Below are 22,832 nucleotides of genomic sequence, written 5' to 3'. Positions count from 1 at the left end.
GGACGAATTTCGTTCGCCGTTTTTATGTCTTGAAAAGAAATGACAATTATTTAACAAATAATTTTATAGAAATTTAAAAGAAATTGTGAACTTTTTAATAATAATGTATTATTTCTATTGTCTTATTTCCAAATTTATGCTAAACTGTAACCAATTTGTAACAGTTGTAACGATTATGTTTTAAAATAGAGGATGTTTAAAGCGGGAGGATATTATGAAAAAGTGCCATTGGATTCTTTCAGCATTTCTTGCGGCTACGGTTGCTGTGGCATCTTTCGCTACCACGCCTACGCCTGCGGCTGCGGCGGAAGCAAAAACGGGTGTCGGCCTTTCAGAGCATGTATTAAAAGCTTACGAGGAAGGATGGCAATATCGTTCCAGCGGTTTTGGCCAGTTTTTCGGGTCATCCCGGGGGACGGATTGCTCGGGCTTAATTAAATCCTATCTCTGGTGGACGGATGATTCAAGCAATCCCAAACCGAATCGGATTGCCGTGGCGGGAAGCTCGGCCAGTATGCTGGAGTCCGCGAGCGTAAAGGGGACGATTAATTACTCGGATCCGTCTTCCCTGCCAAGAATCCATGGGTTGATCTTATACCAGCCTGGCCATGTCGGTGTTTACATAGGGGACAACATGGCTGTGGACAACCGTGATTATGGCGTTAATATGAAATGCGAAAAGGTATTTGGCCGTAGCAGGGCAAAATGGACAATGTGGTTCAAGCTTCCGCAGATTACCTACCCCACAAACGGTTTTGTTACATATAATGGAGAAAAATATTATTACGAAAACGGACAGTATGTGGTAAATGCCACCAGAACAATTAAAGGCGTAACCTATACCTTCGGGGAGTCGGGAACGGTTACTTCGACTTCAAATGCGGAAATTCGTACGGTGGATCAGGCGAAGCCGGTTGAATATTTCCCGCTTCAGTTACAGTCCCGTGGCAGCGAGGTGAAGAAGCTGGAGCAAAGGCTGAAAGAGCTCGGCTATTATTCCAGCAGCATAGGTGCCGTTTATGACGATAGTGTTTATAATTCTGTGCTGCTTTATCAGCATGCCGCCGGTTTAAAAGAAACCGGAATTGCGGATCAAAACACCTTACAGAGTATTTACGGTGCAAATGCCGTGAAAAATCCGGCAGCTTAAAGAAATGGCGATCACGGATATGCAGTCCGATAAATGAAATATTCTTTTTGTTACCCCTGTCATTGACGGGGGTAAATTTTGTCATACGGAAAAATTCGTGGCTGTGCCGGGCGTTCAAAAAGGGTTTTCGATTTTCCATCTGTAGGTGTGCGGAAAGGACAAGGATGAAGTGTGCAAATCACCAATAAAAAACAGAGTAAAATAGAGAAAATCAGAGGAAAATAAAATAAATTCAATGATAAATCAAAAAAACAATAGAAATTTGCTGAAAAATTCAAAAAAATCTTGACAAATAACGAACAGACCATTATATTTGTTATGTTGCGTTTGCATCTAAATTTTATATTGGCGGCGCTTCACTGCCGCGGTCACAGAATGATCGTGAAAAATCCTTTGCGGAGGGCAGTGGCAACGGCGTTGCCGGGATTGCGTTTAACCGCTAGGCTTAACGTAACTAATTTACCGCAAAGGGGATGCACTTATTGGAAAATACACCCATCATATCATTGGAAAACATCTCGGTATCGTTTGACGGAGAAATCGTGCTGAAGGATTTTAACCTCAGTATTCGAAATGGTGAGTTTGTCACCCTGCTTGGTGCTTCCGGCTGTGGGAAAACCACAACCCTAAGAATTATCGGCGGCTTTGTAAAACAGGATTTTGGGGATGTTTTTTTTAATGGTAAAAAAATCAACGACCTTCCGCCGCATAAAAGGGAGGTCAACACCATCTTTCAGAAATACGCCCTGTTTCCGCATTTAAACGTGTACGATAATGTGGCTTTCGGAATGCGGGTACACGGCAAAAGCGAAAGCCAGATTAAAACGACCGTACATGAAATGCTCAGCATGGTCAATCTGAACGGCTTTGAACACAGGAACGTCAATTTGCTTTCCGGCGGGCAGCAGCAGCGCGTGGCCATAGCGCGGGCGCTTGCGAACGAACCGAAGGTGCTGCTTCTTGACGAACCGCTTGGCGCGCTGGATTTAAAGCTGCGCAAGGATATGCAGGCTGAGCTTAAGAAAATACAGCAACAGACCGGTATTACCTTTGTGTTTGTTACGCACGATCAGGAAGAGGCCCTTTCCATGTCCGACACAGTTGTCGTTATGGACAAAGGGGAGATTCAGCAGATCGGTACGCCCCAGGACATCTATAATGAACCGGAGAATGCCTTTGTCGCTGATTTTATTGGGGAAAGCAATATTCTCGACGGCATTATGCACGAGGATTATCTGGTTGAGTTTGCCGGGCACCCGTTTAAATGTGTGGACAAAGGCTTCCAGACGGATGAACCAGTAGATGTGGTCATTCGTCCGGAGGACATTGATGTTGTGGAACCGGATGCAAGCCATCTTTCCGGAACGGTTACCAGCGTTAACTTTAAGGGTGTGCATTATGAAATCATCGTTGATGTCCACGGCTTTAAGTGGATGATCCAGTCGACCGATTACCAGGAGGTTGGAAATCGGATCGGGCTTTCTATTCAACCGGATGACATACACATCATGCACAAATCGGAATATTCCGGCATGTTTGGCGACTACAGCTCCTTTAGTGACGAAATGGATGAGGAGAGCCAGCCGGAAGGTAAGGAGGCTGAGATATAAGAATGAAAGCAAAATCTGCGGCCGCTCCCTATATCGTATGGATGGTCATTTTTATTATTGTTCCCATGCTTCTGGTTGTCATCTTTGCTTTTACGGATAAAAGCGGTTCGTTTACCTTGAAAAATATTGAGGAAGTGGGCCAGTATTCCAATGTGTTTCTGCGCTCCATTTGGCTAGGCGCAATCGCCACCGCGATTTGCCTGCTGTTGGGCTATCCGCTTGCCGGGATTATTTCCCGTATCAGCCCCCGGCGCCAAAGTGTGATCATTATGCTCGTGATGCTTCCGATGTGGATGAATTTCCTGCTTCGAACCTACGCATGGATGACATTGTTGGAGGATAACGGCATTATTAACAATGTGCTAGCTTTCTTCGGGCTGGGAAGGCTCCATTTGATCAATACGCAGGGCGCGGTCGTTCTGGGCATGGTCTATAACTACATTCCTTACATGATTCTTCCGATTTATTCGGTATTGACAAAGATCGATAAGAAAGTGGTCGAGGCCGCGCAGGACTTGGGCGCAAACCGGGTGAAGGTATTTTCAAAGGTGATTTTTCCAATGAGTATGCCTGGCGTGATTTCCGGGGTGACCATGGTCTTTGTGCCTGCCGTTAGCACCTTTATCATTTCCAAAATGCTGGGCGGCGGAGCAAATCTAATGATTGGCGACCTGATCGATATGCAGTTTTTGGGAAGCGCCTATAACCCGAACCTCGGCTCGGCAATTTCGCTTGTGCTGATGGTTCTGATCCTGATCTGCATGGGAATCATGAACCAGTTTGACGACGGCGAGAACAACGAAGGAGGAATTATGGTATGAAAGCAATCTCAAAAATTTATTCCATGCTTATATTCCTTTTTCTCTATGCCCCAATTGTCGTTCTGATTATTTTTTCCTTTAATAATTCCACGACAATGAGCCGTTCCGTCTGGTCCGGCTTTTCCTTGAAATGGTACATGAAGCTTTTTCAGGACGAAATGCTCCTCATCGCTTTGCGCAATACCCTTGTGATCGCGGCTATTGCTGCGCTTGTTTCGACTGTGCTCGGTACTGCTGCGGCGATTGGGATCGGCGGGATGAATAAGCTGATGAAGCGCATGGTGATGAACATAACCAATCTTCCCATGGTGAATCCGGAAATTGTTACCGGCGTTTCGCTGATGCTTTTGTTTGTATTTGTTGCGAAGAGCATGGGGAACCTGACGTTGGGGATGTTCTCTTTGATTCTGGCGCACATTACGTTCTGCCTCCCGTATGTGATTCTCTCCGTTCTGCCGAAGCTCCGGCAAATGGACCCGAATTTGTACGAGGCGGCGCAGGATCTCGGTTGCAGCCCGATTCTCGCCTTTTTTAAAGTCGTGTTGCCGGAGATTATGCCGGGCGTGGTTACGGGAATGATTATGGCGTTTACGCTTTCGATTGACGATTTTGTTATCAGTTATTTTACAAGCGGAACAACCCAGACCCTTCCGATTTTCATCTATTCCATGACGCGGAAAAGAATCAGTCCGGAAATTAATGCGCTGTCCACTTTGCTGTTCGGTACGATTATTATACTCCTTTTGATTATCAACTTCCGCCAGTCCAAAGACCAAAAGATGGCGGGAAAAGCGGGGGAGGCGTAAAATTGAAAAAAACAATTGCGGCTCTTGCGGCCGCTGTGATTTTTGTTACCGGCGCAATCAGCCCTTCGGCAGCGGCGGAAACGTCCGGAAAAGTTGCGCCGAAGACCGGGGTAACCATTAATGTCTACAATTGGGGGGAATATATCTCAAACGGAGTGGACGATACCATCGATGTCAATAAGGAATTTACCAGAAGAACTGGTATTGGAGTGAATTACACGACGTATGACTCCAATGAATCCCTCTATTCTAAGCTTGCGAACGGCGGGGCAAATTACGACATTATCATCCCGTCGGACTATATGGTTTCCAAACTGATTCAGGAACACATGGTAGAAAAACTTGATTTCAAGAATATCCCGAATTTTAAATATATTGATAAACGGTTCCGTAACCCGCAGTACGATAAAACGAATGAATATTCCGTCCCGTACACATGGGGAGTGGTTGGCATCTTTTACAATAAAAAATATGTAAAGGAACCGGTCGATAGCTGGAAAATTCTGTGGGATAAAAAATATGCGGGCAAAATTTTGATGTTTGATAACCCTCGCGATACGTTTGGCATTGCACAGAAACGCCTCGGGTATTCTTTTAACAGCACGAATCCGGAAGAATGGGAGAACGCGGCAAAGCTGCTGAAAGAGCAGAAGCCCCTTGTACAGGCCTACGTTATGGACCAGATTTTTGATAAAATGTCCAGCGGGGACGCATGGCTGGCACCCTATTACGCGGGCGACGCCGCAACCCTTGTCAAGGATAATCCCGATATCGGCTTTGCCATTCCTACAAAGGAAGGCACGAACTTTTTTGTAGACGCCATCTGCATTCCGGCCGGATCGCAACATAAAAAGGAAGCGGAGGCATATATCAATTTCCTGTGCGATCCGGAGATTGCCGCCGCGAATATGGAATACATCGGCTACTCCACACCGGAATCGGCTGCTAAAGAGCTAATGCCGAAAGAAATGGTGGAAAATCCGATCTTTTATCCGGATGAGAACATTATGAAGAATTCCGAAACTTTCGTGAACCTTCCGGAGGATACCAATTTATTGCTCGACACCCTTTGGGCTGAGGTGAAGATGGGCGGGCCTGGTCAATCGGCCACCTTGGTAGCGGTTCTCTGCGGATTTCTGCTTCTTTATATAGGAATCGTCGTTTATAAAAAAGTTAAGGCAAAGCGGGAATTGCAATAAGATTTTTTAATTTAATATATTTTATAAGAAAAACCGCAGCGGAAAATGCTGCGGTTTTTGTGATTTTATGCCTTGTCATGTAAATGCAGCCATTCCGGGCCTAAGAATGCGGGGTTGGAACCAAATTTTCCATAAAAATCCAATAAAATAGATAATTGTCATAATATTTTCACCGTCCGGTGGCAGATTAATAATGCGGCGCAAGGAGGTGAAAATTTGAAAAATTTTCTAAAAGGTTTAACCGCATGCTCTTTGGTGCTGATGATTTTATATTCGGTAAGCATTGGAATGGCCAGCTATTTCACTCCGGATTCTTACCGCGTAACCGCGGGAAGCTCGTTACAATGGGGTTCGGATGCGATTACGGCAGTAACGGAAAACGGAGCGGATATATCGGCTGGGATTTGTTCCACGCCAAATAAAAGCTATAAAGCAAAATTAATGCTCTATCATGTAATCCCACTTAAAACGGTAAATGTAGACGTTGTAAAAGAGACCCTCCTCATTCCCTGCGGCACGCCGTTTGGCATTAAACTGTTCACAAACGGTGTTGTCATTGTCGGGGTAGCCGACATTAAAACCGCAGAAGGAACGGTAAACCCCGCGGCAATTGCGGGGCTGAAGGTCGGTGATGTTGTAACTTGTGTTGATGGAAAAAAGGTTAATACGAATGCCGAGCTTATTGAAACCGTGTCGAAAAGCCAGGGAAAAAATCTGACTTTTACGGTCCAAAGAGACAATAACTGCTTTAATGTGACCGTAAAGCCGGTGAAATCCGAAATCGATTCCGGCTATAAAGCGGGAATCTGGGTTCGGGACAGTACGGCGGGAATTGGAACGCTAACGTTTTACAATCCTGTTACAAAATGCTTTGCCGGTTTAGGACACGGCGTTTGTGACACGGATACGAATGAACTGATGCCGCTTTTAAATGGGGATATTGTTCCAGTTACCATCAGCGGAATTACGAAGGGCGAAAAGGGAAATCCCGGCGAACTCCGCGGATATTTTACCACGGATACTGCAATGGGAACCCTGGACGCCAATGTTTCCGCCGGTGTTTACGGCAAGCTTCGCACGGTTCCAAAAGGGGAAGCGATGGAGGTTGCCATGAAGCAGGAAATTACGACAGGACCCGTTCAAATTCTCTCTACAATAGATGGCGGCAAGCCGCAGTATTTTAATGCTGTGATCGAAAAAATTGATTACCGTGAAAATCTGCACAGCAAAAACATGGTGCTTCATGTTACGGATGAAAGGCTTTTGAACACAACGGGCGGTATCGTTCAGGGAATGAGCGGTAGCCCGATTATCCAGAACGGCAAGATTGCCGGGGCTGTTACGCACGTTTTCGTAAACGATCCGACGCGTGGATACGGCATATTTGCTGAGAATATGCTGGAAGTTTCCCAGAAGGTTTCCGCGTCAAATTCTTTAAAAGCGTCTTAAAAATAGAGCTTCATTGCTATAATTCCCCCTTAATAGAAAAATATTTTTACAACCTATTGCCATTTTTTCCAATATATGGTAATATAGCAGTAATAAAAAAACTAGTTGAGGGAGGCACCAGAAGATGAAGCATATAAAACTTCTTATTGCCAATGATAGTGCTGAATTTATCCGTGATTACGGTCGAGTTTTTGAACAATCGGGTATGGAAATAATCTATACGCAGAAGGATGGTATGAAGCTGCTGGAAAAAATCGAGTCGATTCGTCCGGATGTGGTGTTATCTGATTTGTTTATGCCGCGTTTGGATGGCATCGGTGTAATGAAAGCAGTTCAAACGAAGATTCCCGAATGCGTGCCAATGTTTATTATTATTTCCAACTTTACCAGCCCTGCCTTGGAAAGAGAAGTTATGATGTCAGGTGCTTCTTATTTTGCAATTTACCCATTTAATGCAACTGATTTGTGCGATCGGATTATTCAGTTATGTTCCATGTCGGGTTTAACTCCGAAAGCGCAAAATAAGCCCCAAACCCCGACAGCATCCGAACCGTCCCTGGAAATTCAGGTAACAGAGATCCTTCACCAGATTGGAGTTCCCGCCCATATCAAAGGTTATCATTATTTACGCGATTCCATCATTATGGCAATTGAAACCCCGGATATTATTAATGCTGTTACAAAGCAGCTTTACCCCAGCGTCGCAAAACAGTACGACACAACGGCATCACGCGTTGAGCGCGCAATCCGGCACGCAATCGAAGTTGCCTGGGATCGCGGCGATGTCGATATCCTGAATTCCTATTTCGGCTATACAATTCACAACACGCGCGGCAAGCCGACCAACAGCGAGTTTATCGCAATGATTTCAGACCGGTTGAGGCTTCACATGAAGAGCGCAAGTTAAAACAAAAAACCAGCCTGCATCGTACGATGCAGGCTGTGTTTTTTAATAAGCCTCCAAACGCCGCTGCTGTCTTAATTTCCGGCGTTTTTCGGCGGCGTGCCATTCCGCTTCTTCCTGGAAATTGTCTAAAATCAGTCTTGGAACCGGAACAGGCTTTTCATTTTCATCCAAAGCTACGAGTACAAGATAGGCGGTATTTACAAGCTTCCGCGTTCCGGTTAGGTCCTCGGAAAAGCTGTCTACGCGCACTTCCATAGAGGTTGTCCCCACATAAGTGATTTTTCCGTGGAGAATAACCAGACAGTTTGCATATACGGGGCTCTTAAATTGGAGCGAATCAATTTCCGCGGTCGTAACGTTGCGATTACAGTGCCTGCGTGCAACTGCTCCGGCAACAATATCAATCCAAGCGGCGAGTTGTCCGCCGAATACGCGACCCTGACCGTTCAGATGATTGTAGAAAATAGAGTGAACCTGTTCCACTTCGGAGTCTTTAACATGTTTAGCCGGTAGTTCGTTCATATCATCACCATTTCCTTTAATATTTGTACTACCAATAATATACTAATGTCGACTAGAATACAATCTTTTTTTCATCCATGAATTGTTAACGTAATTTGAATTTTTAGAGAATGATAATTTTATAATTGCGTAGAAGTGTGTAAAATATTATAATAAAAAGGATTCAGTTTAAAATAAGGAAAGGGACGGCAATATGGGAAAAGATTCCAACTGCTGTGCAATCATTGTTGCCGCCGGCGAATCCACGCGGATGGCACTTGGGTTTTCCAAGCAGTTTATTCCCCTTTGCGGTGTGCCCGCGATTGTTCATACACTTTTTGCGTTTGACGCGGCCGAAATGGTTAAGAGCGTTATTGTTGTATGCCGGCGGGAAGATATGCCGGAGATGAAGGATTTTATTGAAAAATATAGAATTAAAAAAGTCATTTCCATTGTAGAAGGCGGTATAACGCGGCAGAAGTCGGTTGAAGCCGGTGTAATGGCAGCCCCGGTGGATGCCGCTTTTTTTGCAATCCACGACGGAGCAAGGTCATTGATCACCCCAGAAGAGATAGATGCTTCCATAAAAGACGGGATCCGTTGCGGCGCATCCGCGCTTGCAGTACCTGTAAAGGATACAATTAAAATTACCGGAAAAGATAATTATGTTATTTCAACGCCGGAACGTTCCACCCTCTGGGCGGTTCAAACCCCGCAGGTTTTTGAGCGGGAACTCTATCTGAAAGCCATGCAGCAGGCGAACAAAGTCGGAGCGGATTATACGGATGACTGCCAACTGGTGGAAAAGATCGGAGTTAAGGTTCATTTATGTATGGGCACATATACAAATCTGAAGCTGACAACAAATGATGATATTTATACCGCGGAAGCGATTGTGAAATGCAGGAGGACGGAAAAATGAGAATCGGGCACGGCTATGATGTTCACCGCTTGGCAACCGGTCGGAAACTCATTTTAGGCGGGGTGGACATTCCGTTCGAAAAAGGGCTTCTGGGCCATTCGGACGCGGATGTGCTTGCTCATGCAATTTCCGACGCGCTTCTCGGTGCTGCGGCGCTTGGCGATATCGGCGGGCATTTTCCGGACACGGATCCCACTTATAAAAATGCGGACAGCCTGTTGTTGCTGTCCAAGGTGTGCGGATTGCTCGAAGAAAAAAACTATAAGATAGAAAATATAGACGCTACTATTATTGCACAGGCTCCCAAGCTGAAACCATATATTGAAAAAATGCGGAAAAACTTGGCGGCGGCCTGCAAAATTGGTTTTGATCAGATTAGTGTAAAGGCAACCACCGAGGAGGAACTTGGCTTTAGCGGCGCCGGGGAAGGGATCGCCGCGCACGCAGTTTGTATAATTATGTCCGCAGGGGACGGACAAAAGGCTTGACTATCGCATACTCTGTAATAAAAACAGAGAGGTGATAACCATGGGCAAGCCTATGATTATGGTCAACTCAATTACGTATGCGATGAAGGGCCGTGACATTTTATTCAGTCACGGAATAAAGTCATATGTAGAAAGAACACCGCGCGGCAATGAAATTGGCGGCTGCGGTTATAGTATATATGTTCCGGAACGAACCGACGAAGCAGAAAAAATTCTAACCGATATGGGTATTAAAATTCTTGGACGTGCGGAAAGAGACGGTATATCATGATTTATCTTGATAATGCTGCCACTACTTATCCAAAACCAGCTTCGGTGCAGAATACGGTTCAAATTGCGCTAAAAAAATACGGTGCAAACCCCGGTAGGGCCGGCCATGCCATGTCGCTTGCAGCAGCGGAGGAAATCTACCGCTGCCGTACGGCGGCAGCCGATTTTTTTAAAGCACCCGGCCCGGAGTGCGTTGCGTTTACCTTGAATTGCACCCATGCAATGAACTATGTTTTAAAGGGACTTTTAAAGCCGGGAGATCATGTCGTTACATCCAGCCTTGAACACAACGCAGTTATGCGCCCATTGCAAAAGCTTTCGGAGAACGGCGTTATGTTTACCGTAGCCAAGGTTTTTCCGGGCAATAACGATGCGACGCTGAACGCATTCCGAAATGCCATTCGCGAAAATACGAAATTAATTGTATGCACGCACGCTTCCAATGTGTGGGGAATCCGGCTCCCGGTGGAACGGATTGCCGCGCTTGGGCATCTATATAATATCCCAATTGTCGTGGACTGCGCACAGTCGGCTGGCGTTTTGCCGATTGATATGGCGGAAAGCGGCTTTGACTATCTTTGCGTAGCCGGCCATAAAGGCCTTTATGGTCCAATGGGAACCGGTATGCTGGTTACGCCCAACGGCTCGAATCTGGAAACGATTATCGAAGGCGGCACCGGAACAAGTTCTTCTTCCATGGAGCAGCCACAGACAATGCCGGACCGTATGGAAAGCGGTACGCAGAACATGCCTGGAATTGCCGGGCTTCTTGCCGGAATAGAATTTGTCAAAAGCAGGGGAATTCCAAACATTTACCGCCACGAAATGTCCCTTATAAAGTATCTTTATAAAAAACTGTCTGAAAATAAAAATATAAAATTATATACGGATGAACCGGATTGGCCGTACTTTGTACCGGTTTTATCTTTTAACGTAAATGATCTGCCAAGCGAAACGGTTTCGCAAAAACTGAACGCGGCCGGAATTGCGGTACGGGCGGGGTTACATTGTTCGCCTGCTGCACACGAATCCATGGGAACACTGAAACAGGGTACTGTTCGTGTCTCCCCTTCCGCGTTCACCACGATGAATGAAATGAACGCCCTTGTAGCGGCTGTTCATAAAATAATCTGAAAATACGGGATAAAGGGATTGCATATAAAAGGATATATGCTAAAATAAAAAAGGGTGTGTTTATTCTCGCGGAAGGAAGTAAGTTATGGATGCAGTCGTAAACATTTGGAATTCGTTTTTCAGCCTTGCGAAACAATTTCGGGTTTCGGATGCTTTGGACGTAATTCTGGTTTCCTTTATTATATATAGTGGAATAAAACTTGTTCGCGAAACAAGAGCAGAGCAGCTTGTAAAGGGAATCCTTGTGCTTTTGGCGGTATGGGGCGTATCCTATATTCTCAAGCTGTATATGATGAGAAACCTGCTTGCTTACTTTTTCCAGTTTAGTGTGATGGCGTTGCTTGTTGTTTTCCAGCCGGAAATCCGGCGCGCGCTGGAGCAGATCGGCCGAAGCGGCATTGGGAATAAGCCCTGGATGTTCGGTATGCCGCAGGACGATTATGAAGTGTTGGCTCAGCAGAACCGGAAGTGTGTGAACGCGGTTGTGGATGCCGCAGCCGTTTTACAGAAGCAAAGGACCGGTGCGCTGATCATTTTTGAAAGGAAAACGAAGCTGGGGGACATTATCGATACGGGTACGGTCGTAAACGCGATTCCTTCCGTTCCGATCATCTGCAATATCTTTTTCAACAAGGCTCCGCTTCATGACGGCGCCATGATTTTACGCGACGGGATGGTTTATGCGGCCGGGTGTATTCTGCCGCTTACAAAAAGCGACAATGTCAGTATCGAACTTGGTACAAGGCATCGTGCCGGAATCGGCATGAGCGAAAACTCCGATGCGGTTGTAGTCATTGTTTCCGAGGAAACCGGGCAGATTTCCGTTGCGGTTAATGGCGTGCTTACGCGAAATTATACCAGGGAAACGCTGAAAAGCCGGCTCGAGAACCTGGTCCTTACCAGCGAAACCGAGCAGAGCGAAAAACGACAGAGCTTTCTCCCTTCCATAAGGAGGGCGAAAAAGAAATGAAGATCAAAAAATTTAGCATCGGAAGATTGTTTTATAACGATAAATTTGTCATGTTTTTTTCCGTACTCATGGCAATTGGCTTGTGGATTTTTATGGCGTTAACCGATACGGAGGAATTCCCAAGACAGATTACCGACGTGCCGATTATAATTCGGCTTTCGGATGCTGCACAGGAAGATGGCTTGAAGGTTTTCAGTCCGGTGAATCAGACGGCGACGGTGTCGATCAAGGGGAACAGCCTGGTCGTAAAGCAGATACAGGCGTCTGATCTGGAGGTTGTCGCGCAGCTTGCCTCAACCATTACCAGTCCGGGGAATTATACATTTGATTTGTCTGTTAATAAAAAAGGAACGCTGTCGGATTTTGATGTTGTTTCCATCTCCCCGAGTCAGGCGAATATCAGCGTAGACCGTTACGCGGAGAAGACGCTCCCGATTGAAAATGAGATTAAGTATAAGCCGGATTACAAATCGGATCCTTCCTATTTTGTCAGCACTCCAACCTTCAGCGTCGATACGGTTACCGTTTCCGGACCGGAAAAGGAAGTTTCGCGCGTTAGCAAAGTTTCTGTACAGTATCAAATTAACGATACCCTTCGGGAGTCCAAAAGCTTTACCACCGATTTGGTTTTGACTGACGCCAGCGGGAACAAAATTGTAAGCAACAAAATTAAGCTGAGCCAAGATAAGGTGGATGTTACGATACCCGTCCTTTCCAGAGTTGTTCTGCCGCTCAGCGCCAGCTTTACAAATAAGCCGGCCGGTTTGTCGCTTTCTGCGGATCAGATAACCATTAGCCCACAGTCCATTGAGGTTGCCGGCCCGAAAGATGTGCTTGCGAATTTAACGGAGATCACCTTGGCGCCGATCGACTTTTCTGGAGTAAGCCCGACGACCAGCACCTTTGACGTTAACGTGAGCCTTCCGGCAAGCTGTAAAAACCTTAGTAACATCCCGGTTGCCAAAGTTTCGCTGAATTTAGGCTTCATGGCGACAAGAAAAATGGTTGTCAGCAATTTTGCCATAAAAAATCTTGCGGCGGGTAAGACCGCAAGCGTTTATACTAAGAACCTGACGGTTACCGTTGTAGGTCCGGAAAGCGAAATCACGAAGTTGACTGAAAACAGCCTTTCCGCACAGATTGATATGTCTGGAAAAGAAAATTTCACCGGGCATACGGAAATGCCGGTCAGCATTAGCGTGGGCAATTCTTCCAGTTGTTGGGTTTACGGGAGTTATATGGCGAATATCAGCGTAAGAGCAGTAGCAGTTAGTTAGAATACAGATGTCTTTCGGAAGCATATCCGGTTTGCCGGATATGCTTCCTTTTCTGAACCGGATTATTTTTACCTTTAATAGATAATTTACTTTAAACTTTATGCCGGTTGAGATATAATGAAGATATATTAAAACAGAAAGCAGGTGTTTTTTTGGATACAGGATTTACCGTGCCTCTGTCAAAAGTAATAAAAGAGCTTGCATTGGAAACGATTTTTATGCCCGGCGACCCGGAAAATATTTTGATATCCTCTATGGATGTAAACAGGCCGGGGCTTGAACTGAATCGTTTTTACGATTATTACGACACAAGACGGATTATTGTTTTCGGCAATGCGGAAACTTCGTTTTTAAAATCCATTTCCTCGCAAGAGCGTGCCGAAGTATTAAATGAAATTTTCTCTAAAAAACCGCCCGCGGCAATTGTAGCCCGGAATATTAAGCCGATGTCGGAACTTTTAAATGCGGTGAAAACTAATAAAATACCGCTTTTGGGCACACCGGAGACAACGTCCAGCCTGGTGGCCGCGCTGGTATCTTTTATGAACGTGGAACTGGCTCCCCGGATTACACGGCACGGGGTGCTGATTGAAGTCTACGGCGAAGGGATCCTGCTGGTCGGCGACAGCGGCGTCGGTAAAAGCGAAACGGCGATTGAACTAATTAAACGCGGACACCGCCTGATCGCGGACGACGCAGTAGAAATCCGCAGGGTATCCGCGAAATCGCTTGTAGGACAGGCCCCAGAAAACATCCGTCATTTTATCGAGCTGCGCGGCATAGGCATTATTAACGCGCGCCGTATTTTCGGCATGGGTGCCGTTAAGCTGACGGAGAAAATCGATATGGTTATCAACCTTGAGATTTGGGATAATCAAAAGGTTTACGACCGTATGGGCATCGACAGCGAATACACGGAAATTCTTGGAATCAAAGTGCCGGTGCTTACCATTCCGGTTAAGCCGGGCAGGAACCTTGCCATTATTATCGAAGTTGCCGCCATGAACAACCGCCAGAAGAAAATGGGATATAATGCGGCGCAGGAGCTGATGCAGAATCTGGGCATGGATATGTCGATTCTGCAGGAGCAGGAGAAAAAGAGGGAACTGGAATTTTAAGGGGCTTTTCAGTTTGCCTAAATGCATTTGTTTTGCTGAAACAACTGGAAAATTACTAAGGTATGGAATAGGAACAAGGAGTAAGAATGAATATCATAGCAGATACACATACACACACGATTGCATCTACACACGCGTACAGCACATTACAGGAAATGATACACGCCTCAGCGCAGAGAAAGCTGTATGCGATCGCGATTACCGATCATGGCCGCAGCATGCCGGGCGCGCCGGGACAATGGTATTTCGAAAATATGAAAGTGATACCGCGTTTTATGGAAGGTGTTCTTGTCCTGCGCGGGCAGGAAACGAATATTATCGATACGGACGGCAACATTGATCTTGAGCCGGACTGTGTGGGGAAACTGGATTGGATTGTCGCATCCATTCACGAAGAAGCCTTTCGTTGCGAAAACCCTACTGTAGAAGCGGTTACGAATGCATGGATGAACATAACGAAAAACCCGCAGGTTCATGTGATTGGGCACAGCGGCACAAAAGAGTATGAATATGATTTTGAAACAGTAATCCCCGAGTTTGGGCGTACGGGGAAGCTGGTGGAATTGAATGAAGGCAGTTTTATAGGTCGGAAGAAATCCATACCGAACTGCAAAAAAATCATGGAGCTATGTAAAAAACACAGCGTTCCAATCATTTTAAATTCGGATTCCCATATATCCGCAACGGTTGGATGTTTTGAACATTCCTTGGAATTATTGAAGGAACTGGATTTTCCGGAAGAGCTTGTGGTAAACGCAAGCGTGGATCGCTTCCATGCTTACTTAAAAGAGTATTCCGTAGTAAAGAACGATCCGGTCTTTCAATCCAAATCATGGAGGGCAAAATGAATCGACTGGAACAGTTAGCGAACACGGCGAAAGACTTGGGCTGCAAAGTCCGCCGCGACGAACCGATGAGCCGCCATACCACCTTCAAAATAGGGGGGCCGGCGGATCTGTTTATTACCATATACAGCAGGGAGGCCATTCAAAAGCTGTATAAGGCGGCCAATGAGCTTGAGGTGCCGTTGCTACCTATCGGCAATGGCTCCAATATACTTGTCAGCGACAATGGAATTCGCGGCGGAGTGGTTGCGCTGGCCGGAGAATTCAGCCAGATACAATTTACCGGCGACGATTGCACGATCCGCTGTGGCGCGGGCGCAACGCTGGCAGGGCTCTGCGTTTTTGCAAGGGAACATTCGCTTACCGGGCTTGAATTTGCGTGGGGGATTCCCGGCGCAGCCGGAGGCGCGGCGTTTATGAATGCGGGTGCCTATGAATGCGCAATGGAAAGCGTGCTGACTTCCTGTACGCATATTACCAAAACAGGGGAAATCGGTTCGCTTAGCGGTCCGAAGTTGGAGATGGGCTATCGCCACACAGCTTATACCGACAATGGCTGCACGATTCTCTCCCTTACCATTCGGCTGAAAAGGGGCGACCGGGATCAAATTGCGGCCCGCATGGACGAACTGCTTGCCCGCAGGAAAACAAAACAGCCCCTTGAAATGCCAAGCGCCGGAAGCGTATTTAAGCGCCCAAAGGGCCACTTTGCCGGGGCGTTGATTGAAAACTGCGGTTTAAAGGGCAGGAGCGTGGGGGGCGCCATGGTAAGCACGAAGCATGCTGGTTTTATTGTAAATACGGGTGGTGCGACCTGCCGCGACGTGCTAGAGCTGATTGACATCATAAAGGAAACCGTGTATCGGCAGACGAATGTGGAACTGGAATGCGAAATTAAAACGATCGGCTGATATGGAGGAACTATGGAATTTTTGATTGTAACGGGTCTATCCGGCGCGGGGAAATCCCGCGCGATTGACGCGCTGGAGGATATTGGCTTTTATTGCGTGGATAATATCCCGCCAAAGTTAATTACCGCATTTTATGAGCTTGCGAATCAGGCGAAAGGCTCGCTTTCCCGCGTGGCGGTCGTTACGGATATCCGCGGCGGAGATATGTTTTCCAGTCTGTTTGAAACGCTGGATGAGCTGAAAAGCGAAAAGAAGGATTACCGGATTTTGTTTTTAGACGCGAATGATTATGTGCTGATGAACCGTTTTAAGGAAACGCGGCGCAAGCATCCGCTTGCGGAAAACTGCCTTGGTTCGCTGGAGCAGGCGGTCAAACTGGAAAGGGATGTTTTAAAGCCGGTGCGGGAACGGGCGGACTATATCATTGATACTTCCCATCTTTCACCCGCACAGCTTAAGGAGCGCATTTCCAGCCTGTTTTTAGGCGATTCATCCGACGCGCTGATGATTCACTGTGTTTCGTTCGGGTTTAAATATGGAATACCCGCCGAGGCGGATTTGGTGTTTGATGTGCGCTGTCTTCCGAACCCGTTCTATGTGGAAGAACTGCGGAATTTGACGGGGCTGGACGAGCCTGTCCGCAGCTATGTGATGAAATGGGAGCAGACACAGGGATTCATCGACCGCTTATTAAGCCTGGTTGATTATATGATTCCGCTGTACTGCAATGAGGGAAAATCCCAGCTGGTTATTGCCATCGGCTGTACTGGCGGGCATCACCGCTCGGTGGCTTTGGCGCAGCTTCTGTACAATCATCTGCTGGAACAGGATATGCGCACCAGCGTGAATCATCGGGATATCCATAAACAATAAGTACCGGGGAGAAGGTTGGAATGTCATTTTCATCCGATACGAAAATCGAATTATGTAAAGAAATACCGCAGGGCTCCTGCTGCCGAAAGGCGGAGTGCTACGGTTTGCTTTTATTTGCGCGGGCATTTTCGGCCCATGTCATCACACTTACGACGGAAAGCGGGGCCGCCGCGCACCTTGCGGCACAGCTTACCGCTGAAACCATCGGGGTTATTGTTGATATTTCCGCCTCTATGCTGCGCAGAAAGGAGCGGAAAAACTCCTTTACGGTTACCGTAAACGGCAGCGAACAGTGTAGTGCCGTTCTTGCTTTTTTCGGGCATAATCAAAAGGAAATCAATCTGCGGATTAACCATTCGAATATGGAAGAGGACTGCTGTGCCAGCGCTTTTCTGCGCGGCGCTTTCCTGTCCTGCGGCACCGTAACCGATCCCAACAAGGATTATCGCCTTGAATTTACGGTCCCCTTTATGAATTTGGCAAGGGATCTGTCCGCTTTTATCAGCGGGATTTACGAGCTGGATTTGCAGCCTGGCCTTTTGAACCGCAAGGGTTCTTTTGTTGTTTATGTAAAAGGCGGCGAGCGCGTTGCGGATCTGTTGACGTACATGGGGGCGGGCAATGCGGCGATGGCCTTGATGCAGACCAAAATGCTGAAGGAAGTCCGAAACAATGTAAACCGGAAAACCAATTTTGAAACGGCCAATATTGATAAAACAGCCTCTGCCGCTGCCGCGCAGATTATTGCGATTGAAAAAATCATTAAGACAACGGGGCTGGACGCTTTGCCGGAAGAACTGAGGGAAATTGCCGACCTGCGTTACCGCAATCCCGAGATGTCCCTGCGTGAGCTCGGCGGGGCGTTGTCCGAACCGCTGAGCCGTTCCGGGGCGAACCACCGGCTCCAACGCATTGTTGACATAGCGCGGAGTCTATAAAGAACAGAGAGGGAGATACCATGTTTGTACATTTGCACCTGCATACGGAGTATAGCCTGTTAGACGGCGCCTGCCGTATCAAAGAGTTAATCGATACCGCTGCGGACAGGGGCGACACAGCGATTGCGATTACGGACCACGGTGTAATGTACGGCACCGTAGATTTTTATAAAGCCGCGAAAAAGCGGGGTATCAAGCCGATTATCGGCTGCGAGGTTTACGTTGCGCAGCGGTCACGCTTTGATAAGGTACATGAGCTGGATTCGGAACACCGACATCTTGTTCTGCTCTGTGAAAATAATACCGGTTATCAGAACCTGATTGCTATGGTCTCCAAGGCATGGACGGAGGGGTTTTACAGCAAGCCCCGCGTCGATTTTGAACTGCTAGAAAAATATCATGAGGGGCTTATTGCTTTATCCGCCTGCCTGGCCGGTGAAATTCCCCGTGCGCTTACCGCGGGGGATTACAACGGTGCAAAGGAAGCCGCCCTGCGTTATCGTGATATTTTCGGCGAGGATCATTTCTATTTGGAACTACAGGATCATGGAATCCGAGAGCAGAAGCGGATTAACCCGTCTATTATCCGCCTGTCCGAAGAAACGGGAATTCCCCTGGTGGTTACCAATGACTGCCATTATATTAAGCCGGAAGACAACAGCATGCACCGCATTCTTTTATGTATTCAGACAAACCATACGATCAATGACGATGATACGATGGAATTCGGAAGCGACCAGTTTTATTACAAAACGGAAGGAGAAATGCGCGCGCTGTTTCCCAACCATCCGGAGGCGGCCGATAATACAGTAAAGATCGCGGAACGCTGCAATGTGGAATTCGAGTTTGGCCACACGAAGCTTCCGCATTTTGATACGCCGAACGGGCAGGATAACACAGCCTATTTCCGTGAAAAATGTTACGAAGGCTTATACAAGCACTACGGCAAAAATCCGGATCAATCCATTATTGACCGTCTGGAATATGAGCTGAAAACGATTGAACAGATGGGGTATGTGAATTATTATCTGATTGTGCATGACTTTGTGCGCCACGCGAAAGAAGTCGGAATTCCTGTCGGACCGGGAAGGGGCTCCGGCGCGGGAAGCCTTGCCGCCTACTGCATCGGGATTACAGGAATCGATCCCTTGAAATACAACCTGCTGTTCGAACGGTTTTTAAACCCGGAGCGCGTCAGCATGCCTGATTTCGATATCGATTTTTCCGATGAGCGCCGCCCCGAAATGATCGACTATGTTGTCGAGAAATACGGTGCCGATCATGTGGCGCAGATTGTCACCTTCGGCACCATGGCGGCGCGCGGTTCCATTCGTGACACCGGCCGGGCAATGGCGATTCCCTATGCTACGGTGGACAGCGTTGCAAAGCTGGTTCCGATGGAACCGAACATGACGCTTCAAAAAGCGCTGAATTCTTCCACGGAGCTGAAACTGCGCTACGATACCGACCCGCAGATTCATGAACTGATTGATATGGCGCTCAAGCTGGAGGGAATGCCCCGGAACGCTTCCACCCATGCCGCCGGCGTAGTCATTACGGACAAGCCCGTTGCCGAGTACGTGCCGCTTGCGAAAAACAACGATGCCGTCGTTACCCAGTACACTATGACGACGCTGGAAGAGCTGGGCCTTTTGAAAATGGATTTTCTCGGGCTTCGCAACCTCTCTGTAATCCGCGACGCGCAGAATATGATCCGGAAAAAACAGCCGGAATTTCAAATTGAGAATATACCGCTGGACGATAAAAAAGTATACGCAATGCTGGCAGCCGGTGCAACGGACGGCATATTCCAGTTCGAGTCCAGCGGCATGCGCAGCGTGCTGATGCAGCTGAAGCCGGAATTTATTGAAGACCTGATCGCGGTTAATTCGCTGTATCGCCCCGGCCCAATGGAATACATCCCGCGCTATATTGAAAACCGCCATCATCCGGAAAAAATCACATACCGTCACCCGCTTTTAAAGAACATTCTTGACGTTACGTACGGCTGTATTGTGTATCAGGAGCAGGTTATGCAGATTTTCCGAACGCTCGCCGGCTATTCGCTCGGTCGTGCAGACATTGTGCGCCGGGCAATGAGCAAGAAAAAAGCCGACGTAATGGAGCGTGAAAAGCAGATCTTTATATACGGCCTGAAGAACGAAAAGGGCGAAGTGGAGGTGGAAGGCTGTATCCACCGCGGCGTGGACGAAGCGACGGCTAAAGCGATTTACGGCGAAATGGCAAGCTTTGCTTCCTATGCCTTTAACAAATCGCATGCCGCGGCCTATGCATTGTTAAGCTACCAGACGGCGTGGCTCAAATGCTATTATCCGCATGAATATATGGCCGCCCTTCTGACCAGCGTTTTGGACAACAACAATAAGCTTTCGGCCTATATTGCCGAATGCATGCGCCTTGGAATCTGCGTTCTTCCCCCACATGTGAACCAGAGCTGCATTGGTTTTACCGTTTCCGGTAAGGACATCCGGTTCGGCCTGTTGGCGATACGCAATCTTGGGCGCGGGTTCATTTTGAACCTTCTGCATGAACGCGAAGCAAACGGTCCGTTTACCAGTTTTTACGGCTTTTGTAAACGCATGTACGGCGATTTGAACCGCCGTTCCCTAGAGAACCTGATTAAGTGCGGCGCGCTGGACGGCCTTGGGGCAAACCGCAGGCAAATGCTTACGAACGTTTCCAACATTATGGATTATCTTGATGATGATAAAAAGCGCAATGTGGACGGGCAGATGGGCTTTTTCGACAGCGTAAAAAACGATGAGCACGAATATGCCATTGCGCCGATGCCAGATTATAGCCTTTCGGACAAGTTGGCTATGGAAAAAGAATCCGCCGGTATGTATCTTTCCGGCCATCCAATGGCAGAATATATTTATACCTATGATACAATTCATGCGGTCCGGATCGGAGAAATTCTGGATGATGCAAGGGAGCAGGGCGGCCGTTTTCACGACGGTGACACCGTTACGCTTCTGGGGATTATTGTCGGTGTGAAAATGAAGGTTACAAAAAACAACAGTACCATGGCCTTTGTCACAATAGAGGATATGTACGGGTCGATGGAAGTGTTCGTTTTCCCGAAAGTCCTTTCGCAGTTCGCGGAATGGATCGCCGAGGGGAAAATTGTAAAGATTTTTGGCAGGATCAGTATGCGCGAGGACGAGGATGCAAAATTGATTTGCGAATCGGTTGGTCCCGCCCCGCCGCCCGCCGGGAAAAAGAAAGCCGCCCGGTCCGGAAAATCCGCGCGCCCAGGGCTGTATATTAAGGTGCCCGGCGAAAATTCCGAACAGTATAACCGGGCAAAGAAATATTTGGCAATTTTTGACGGTAGCACGCCGCTTTATATCTATTTTGTTGATTCCAAAAAGCTTATGCGCGCCCCCTTGTCAATGTTTGTAAGCGTGAATGATATATTGATTCGAGAATTAAAAAAACTTTTGGGAGACAAGAATGTGGCTTATATTGAACAAATGCAACAATAATCCATATAGGTGATACTTTTATCCATATTTTGCGGTTGATTCCGTACGACAGAATAGACTATAATCTATGGTGAGAGTAAAGCAAAATTAGGGGGTACAAGTATGAATACGAAAACGATTGCTGTTTTGACGAGTGGCGGCGACGCACCCGGAATGAACGCAGCCGTACGCGCCGTTACGAGGACGGGGATTTCATCCGGTATGCGGGTAATGGGAGTCCGCAGAGGATACAACGGCCTTTTGAATCGTGATGTGTTTGAAATGAATCTGCGTAGTGTTTCTGATATTATCAATGACGGCGGCACAGCGCTGTTTACCGCACGCAGCCCGGAGTTTAATACGCCGGAGGGCGTAAAGGAAGCTGCGGATAATTGCCGCGACATGGGCATTGAGGGGGTTGTCGTCATCGGCGGGGACGGTTCTTTCCGCGGGGCAAGGGACTTAACCAAAGCGGGGATTCCCTGCGTGTGCGTTCCGGGAACCATTGATAACGATATTGCCTCAACAGAATATACAATCGGCTTCGACACCGCTATGAACACGGCTGTGGAAATGGTTGACCGTCTGCGTGATACAACCGAATCCCACGACCGCTGTAGTGTTGTGGAGGTTATGGGCAGACGCTGCGGTGACCTGGCCTTGCAGACCGGAATTGCCGTAGGCGCCACGAGCATTTTGGTACCGGAAGTTCCCTTTGACTTCCAAAGGGATATCATCGACCGTATGATGTTTACGCAGAAAACCGGCAAAAAGCATTTCATTATTGTCGTTGCCGAGGGCGTAGGCGGTGTAGACAAGCTAGCAAAAGATATAGAAGCCAAAACCGGTATCGAGACCAGGGCGACCGTCCTTGGACATGTGCAGCGCGGTGGTTCGCCGACGCTGAGGGATCGTGTTGTCGGCACGGTAATGGGATACTATGCGGCAGATCTGCTTTACCGCGGAAAGGGCAACCGCGTTGTCGTTATGCACGATGGTAAGATTACGGACGTTGATCTTAACGAGGCTCTGAATATGACCCGCACATTTGACAAGCAGCTTTATGATATCGCTCATCGGGTTTCCATATAATTCTATATAATAAAGGGGTCCCTTTTCTGGGGCTCCTTTTTTATTTTGAGTTTTCATTAACTA

At 47.4% G+C, this 22,832-nt stretch carries 21 protein-coding genes; 20 read left to right on the top strand and 1 reads right to left on the bottom strand.

The window, feature by feature from the left end:
• Positions 1-214 precede the first annotated feature (214 nt).
• The 7 genes from P9B68_RS04740 (at position 215) to spo0A (ending at position 7,942) form a co-directional block, all read left to right on the top strand.
• Positions 215-1,150 (top strand): peptidoglycan-binding domain-containing protein, encoded by a 936-nt coding sequence (locus tag P9B68_RS04740; RefSeq protein WP_135656801.1) that lies wholly within the window; start codon positions 215-217, stop codon positions 1,148-1,150.
• 482 nt (positions 1,151-1,632) lie between these two features.
• Complete coding sequence (potA, locus tag P9B68_RS04735; protein WP_277668528.1) at positions 1,633-2,760, top strand: spermidine/putrescine ABC transporter ATP-binding protein; 1,128 nt, start codon at positions 1,633-1,635, stop codon at positions 2,758-2,760.
• Positions 2,761-2,762: 2 nt separating this feature from the next.
• Positions 2,763-3,581 (top strand): ABC transporter permease, encoded by an 819-nt coding sequence (locus P9B68_RS04730; RefSeq protein WP_135656806.1) that lies wholly within the window; start codon positions 2,763-2,765, stop codon positions 3,579-3,581.
• Positions 3,578-4,387 (top strand): ABC transporter permease, encoded by an 810-nt coding sequence (locus P9B68_RS04725; RefSeq protein WP_135656808.1) that lies wholly within the window; start codon positions 3,578-3,580, stop codon positions 4,385-4,387. The genes P9B68_RS04730 and P9B68_RS04725 overlap by 4 nt, the downstream gene beginning before the upstream one ends.
• A 2-nt stretch (positions 4,388-4,389) precedes the next feature.
• Positions 4,390-5,586 (top strand): ABC transporter substrate-binding protein, encoded by a 1,197-nt coding sequence (locus P9B68_RS04720; RefSeq protein WP_135656811.1) that lies wholly within the window; start codon positions 4,390-4,392, stop codon positions 5,584-5,586.
• Between the two features lie 216 nt (positions 5,587-5,802).
• Positions 5,803-7,035, top strand: coding sequence for a SpoIVB peptidase (spoIVB, locus tag P9B68_RS04715; protein WP_243112895.1), 1,233 nt, complete (start codon positions 5,803-5,805; stop codon positions 7,033-7,035).
• A gap of 124 nt (positions 7,036-7,159) precedes the next feature.
• Positions 7,160-7,942 (top strand): sporulation transcription factor Spo0A, encoded by a 783-nt coding sequence (gene spo0A / locus P9B68_RS04710; protein WP_135656813.1) that lies wholly within the window; start codon positions 7,160-7,162, stop codon positions 7,940-7,942.
• Between the two features lie 42 nt (positions 7,943-7,984).
• Here spo0A and P9B68_RS04705 read toward each other — a convergent pair whose 3' ends face one another.
• Positions 7,985-8,464, bottom strand: coding sequence for an acyl-CoA thioesterase (locus tag P9B68_RS04705; protein WP_135656816.1), 480 nt, complete (start codon positions 8,462-8,464; stop codon positions 7,985-7,987).
• A 193-nt stretch (positions 8,465-8,657) separates the two neighbouring features.
• Here P9B68_RS04705 and ispD point away from each other — a divergent pair, with 193 nt between their 5' ends.
• The 13 genes from ispD (at position 8,658) to pfkA (ending at position 22,769) form a co-directional block, all read left to right on the top strand.
• Positions 8,658-9,365, top strand: coding sequence for a 2-C-methyl-D-erythritol 4-phosphate cytidylyltransferase (gene ispD, locus P9B68_RS04700; RefSeq protein ID WP_135656818.1), 708 nt, complete (start codon positions 8,658-8,660; stop codon positions 9,363-9,365).
• Positions 9,362-9,853 (top strand): 2-C-methyl-D-erythritol 2,4-cyclodiphosphate synthase, encoded by a 492-nt coding sequence (gene ispF / locus P9B68_RS04695; RefSeq protein WP_135656821.1) that lies wholly within the window; start codon positions 9,362-9,364, stop codon positions 9,851-9,853. Before ispD ends, ispF begins: the two co-directional genes overlap by 4 nt.
• Before the next feature lie 40 nt (positions 9,854-9,893).
• Positions 9,894-10,124, top strand: coding sequence for a DUF3343 domain-containing protein (locus P9B68_RS04690; protein WP_243112896.1), 231 nt, complete (start codon positions 9,894-9,896; stop codon positions 10,122-10,124).
• Positions 10,121-11,257: an aminotransferase class V-fold PLP-dependent enzyme gene (locus tag P9B68_RS04685; RefSeq protein WP_277668527.1), complete on the top strand. Its 1,137-nt coding sequence runs from the start codon at positions 10,121-10,123 to the stop codon at positions 11,255-11,257. The genes P9B68_RS04690 and P9B68_RS04685 overlap by 4 nt, the downstream gene beginning before the upstream one ends.
• Positions 11,258-11,342: 85 nt before the next feature.
• Positions 11,343-12,227 (top strand): diadenylate cyclase CdaA, encoded by an 885-nt coding sequence (cdaA, locus tag P9B68_RS04680; protein WP_135656825.1) that lies wholly within the window; start codon positions 11,343-11,345, stop codon positions 12,225-12,227.
• Positions 12,224-13,504 (top strand): CdaR family protein, encoded by a 1,281-nt coding sequence (locus P9B68_RS04675; RefSeq protein WP_277668526.1) that lies wholly within the window; start codon positions 12,224-12,226, stop codon positions 13,502-13,504. Before cdaA ends, P9B68_RS04675 begins: the two co-directional genes overlap by 4 nt.
• A 152-nt stretch (positions 13,505-13,656) precedes the next feature.
• The gene (gene hprK, locus P9B68_RS04670; protein WP_135656830.1) at positions 13,657-14,622 is read left to right on the top strand and encodes an HPr(Ser) kinase/phosphatase; all 966 of its coding nucleotides are present in this window, start codon (positions 13,657-13,659) and stop codon (positions 14,620-14,622) included.
• An 86-nt stretch (positions 14,623-14,708) separates the two neighbouring features.
• Positions 14,709-15,470, top strand: a complete 762-nt coding sequence (locus P9B68_RS04665; protein WP_135656833.1) for a phosphatase — start codon at positions 14,709-14,711, stop codon at positions 15,468-15,470.
• Positions 15,467-16,378, top strand: coding sequence for a UDP-N-acetylmuramate dehydrogenase (gene murB / locus P9B68_RS04660; protein ID WP_135656835.1), 912 nt, complete (start codon positions 15,467-15,469; stop codon positions 16,376-16,378). The genes P9B68_RS04665 and murB overlap by 4 nt, the downstream gene beginning before the upstream one ends.
• Positions 16,379-16,390: 12 nt before the next feature.
• A complete protein-coding gene (gene rapZ, locus P9B68_RS04655) occupies positions 16,391-17,251 on the top strand; it encodes an RNase adapter RapZ (protein WP_135656837.1) in 861 nt (286 codons plus the stop codon).
• 20 nt (positions 17,252-17,271) lie between these two features.
• A complete protein-coding gene (gene whiA / locus P9B68_RS04650; RefSeq protein WP_135656839.1) occupies positions 17,272-18,189 on the top strand; it encodes a DNA-binding protein WhiA in 918 nt (305 codons plus the stop codon).
• A gap of 20 nt (positions 18,190-18,209) precedes the next feature.
• Entirely contained in the window at positions 18,210-21,698 is a 3,489-nt protein-coding gene (locus tag P9B68_RS04645; protein ID WP_277668525.1) for a DNA polymerase III subunit alpha, read from the top strand.
• Positions 21,699-21,800: 102 nt separating this feature from the next.
• The gene (pfkA, locus tag P9B68_RS04640; protein WP_135656844.1) at positions 21,801-22,769 is read left to right on the top strand and encodes a 6-phosphofructokinase; all 969 of its coding nucleotides are present in this window, start codon (positions 21,801-21,803) and stop codon (positions 22,767-22,769) included.
• The last annotated feature ends 63 nt before the right edge of the window (positions 22,770-22,832 follow it).

The organism is Caproiciproducens galactitolivorans, from assembly GCF_029266045.1.
GTDB lineage: Bacteria > Bacillota > Clostridia > Oscillospirales > Acutalibacteraceae > Caproiciproducens > Caproiciproducens galactitolivorans.
This window is presented reverse-complemented; position numbering and strand designations above follow the sequence as displayed.